This is a genomic window from Cellulomonas septica (assembly GCF_012396155.1).
Taxonomy (GTDB): Bacteria; Actinomycetota; Actinomycetes; order Actinomycetales; family Cellulomonadaceae; genus Cellulomonas; species Cellulomonas septica.
The window spans coordinates 1-3,004 of record NZ_JAAXOY010000458.1; the positions used below are offsets into that span (position 1 = coordinate 1).

A 3,004-nucleotide genomic window follows, 5' to 3' on the forward strand; every position below is an offset into this window, starting at 1 on the left:
CGCCGCGCACGAGCGCACCGGCCGGGTCGGCCTCCGCGTCCTCGACCAGGCGCGCGACGTCGTCGGGCGTCGCGAACCAGCGGCCCGCGTCGCCCAGCACCTCGCGGTTGAACGAGACGTCGTAGGCGACCGTCGGCGCGCCCGCGCCGATCGCGCGCAGCAGCGACGGGTTGGTGCCGCCGACGCTGTGGCCGTGCAGGTACGTGAGCGCGTGCGCGTAGAGCTGGTCGAGCAGGTCCTGGTCCCAGACACCCCCGAGGAACCGCACGCGGTCGTCGGCCGCGGCGTGCACGCGGCGCGTGTACTCGTCGGCGTACGGCGCGGACCCGACGACGACGAGCGGGAGCCGCGCGCCCGAGCGGCGGTAGCCCTCGACGACGAGCTCGACGTGGTTCTCCGGCTCGAACCGCGCCACCACGAGGTGGTAGCCACGGGGTTCGAGCCCGGCGTCGGCGAGCATGCCGGTGCCGAGGTCGTCGAGCAGCGGCGCGCCGTACGCGATCTGCTCGGTGCGCGCGCCGAACTCGGCCGTGTAGTAGTCCGCGATGCCCGCGGCGTCGGCGATGAGCGCGTCGGACCAGCGCACGGCGAGCGCCTCGGCGGCCCGGTAGTAGCGACGGCCCGCGCCGCCCCACTTGGCCCGGCGCCACTCGAGGCCGTCGACGTGCGTCGCGACGGGGATGCGCGCGGCGCGCAGCGCGGGCAGGAAGACGGCGTTCGCGGCGTTGAACACGACCACCGCGTCGTGCCGGTGCGCCACCTGGTGCCCGACCGACAGCGCGGTGTGGCTGAGCGTCTCGAGCGAGCGACGGCGCAGCGCGGGCAGGTGCACGAGGCGCATGCCGCGGTACGCGGGGACGCGGTCGGCGGGCTCGGGCGTGCGGCAGTAGACGAGCACGTCGTGCCCGCGCGCGGCGAGCCGGCCGCCGACCTCGTCGACCGCGGTCTCGAAGCCGCCGTAGCGCGCCGGGACGCCGCGCGTGCCGATGAGCGCGATGCGCAGCGGCCCGTCCTGCGAGCGCGTCATGTGGGTCCTTCCGTCGTCCCGCACGCGGGGGTGGGCCCGGTCCGTGGGGGGACGTCGAGCATCCCTCGCCGCGGGCGCGGCGGGTACCGCCGTCCGGGTCGTCCGTCTGTGTCCGTTCCGGCCGCGACCGGACCGGTGAGCTCGCCGCGGTGCGGGCGGCGCTGCGTCAGTACGCGCCGGCGCCGGTGACCACGGCGCGGAACGTCTTCCACAGGATCATGAGGTCCATCGTCACGGACCAGTTGTCCACGTAGCGCAGGTCGAGCCGGATCGACTCGTCCCACGGCAGGTCCGAGCGGCCGCTGACCTGCCACAGCCCGGTGATGCCGGGCTTGACGCGCAGGCGCTGGTGGACGGCGTCGTGGTAGCCGAGCACCTCCTCGCGCAGCGGCGGGCGCGGCCCGACGAGCGACATGTCGCCGCGGACCACGTTGTAGAACTGCGGGAGCTCGTCGAGCGAGAACCGGCGCAGGACGCGCCCGACGGGCGTGACCCGCGGGTCGCGTGCCATCTTGAACATGAGCCCGTCACGGTCGCTGCTGTCGAGCAGCTCGGCCCGGCGCCGGTCGGCGTCGCGGTACATGCTGCGCAGCTTCCAGATCGTGAACTCGCGCCCGTCGACGCCGACCCGCGTCTGCGTGTAGAAGGCGCGCCCGGGCGACGTGAGCCGCACCGCGAGCGCGGCGACGAGGATGACCGGCGCGACGAGCGTGAGGGCCACGAGGCCGAGCACGCGGTCCATGACCGCCTTGGCGACCAGGCGCCGGCGCGGGGGCTCGATCTCGAGCCGGAGCAGCGACAGGCCGGCGGTGGGGTGCACGCTCACGCGCTCCTGCGCGACCTCGACGAGGCCGGGCGCGACGACCAGCTCGGCACCCGCGCGACGCAGCGCCCACGACAGGCGGCGCAGGGCCTGGCCGCTCAGCGCGTTGCCCGCGACGACGACGACCGACACGGCGTAGTCGGACACGATCTGCGGGATGTCGGCGAGTGCCCCGAGCGTCGGGACCGGCACCTCGGTCTCGGGCTCGACGTCGGACAGGCACGTCCCGATGACGAGGTAGCCGTGGTACGGCGCGAGGCCGAGGTCGTCGATCACGTCGGCGACGGCCGCGGTGTCGCCGACGACGATCGTCCGCATCATCGCCTGCCCGCGGTTGCGGCGGGCGTGCAGGAAGCGGCGGTGCACGTAGCGCGCGGTGCACGCGGCGGCCGCCGCGACGGGCACGCCGACCAGGACGACCTCGCGCGGGACCGGCAGCGTCGTGAGGTACGCGATGGCCATGACGAGCGCCGCGAGCAGCACCGACGAGCGCAGCAGCACCTGGAACTCGCCCGGGCCGTCGCCCATGTTGTGGCGCTCGTAGCCGCGCATCGCCGCGACCGTGACCGGGAGCGCGACGGCGGACAGGGCGCCGAGCAGCACGGCCGAGGACCAGGAGTCCCCGCCGAGCGCCGCGGCGGCCGTCACGGCCGCACCCGCGGCCATCGCGTCGATCGCGACCGTCGCGCGCTGGTAGCCCGTCGCGCTGTGCACCCACGGGAGCGCGCCGAGCGCGTCCTCACCGGAGTTGTGCTCGGTCGCCCGGCGCACGAACGGCTCCGGGGACGCCCACGAGCGTCGGGGGAACTTGGCGGGTCGGCGCCGCTCGAGCCACGCGTCGGTCCGTTCGGACCCGTGCCCGGCTGTCAGCGTCATGAACACCCACCCCCCTCGTGCGAGAACTGTGGATGAACGTAATACGGGGTGTATGTCGGATTCATCCGCCTAGGCCGGTTTTCACCCGTGCGCCCGACTGTGCCCTGACTCACACCCGATCGTGTTCACCCGGTGCCCGGCCCTCGGGGCAGCGCTCTCCGCGCGTCGGGGGTGACGGTCCAGGTCAGCGCGTGCGCAGCAGCCAGGCGTCCGCGGCGAGCCGGCCGTCGACGTCCGGCAGGTCGGCCAGGACCGACGCCGCCGGCCGGCGCGACGCG

General features: G+C 75.0%; 2 protein-coding genes. Both read right to left on the minus strand.

Translation table 11 applies throughout. The features are described 5' to 3' along the window. A partial coding sequence (locus tag HGA02_RS14980) for a DUF1972 domain-containing protein (protein WP_168679814.1) occupies positions 1 to 1,027 on the minus strand: 1,027 nt, incomplete at its 3' end. A gap of 166 nt (positions 1,028 to 1,193) precedes the next feature. After that, positions 1,194 to 2,726, minus strand: a complete 1,533-nt coding sequence (locus HGA02_RS14985) for a sugar transferase (protein ID WP_168679815.1) — start codon at positions 2,724 to 2,726, stop codon at positions 1,194 to 1,196. Between the last annotated feature and the right edge of the window lie 278 nt (positions 2,727 to 3,004).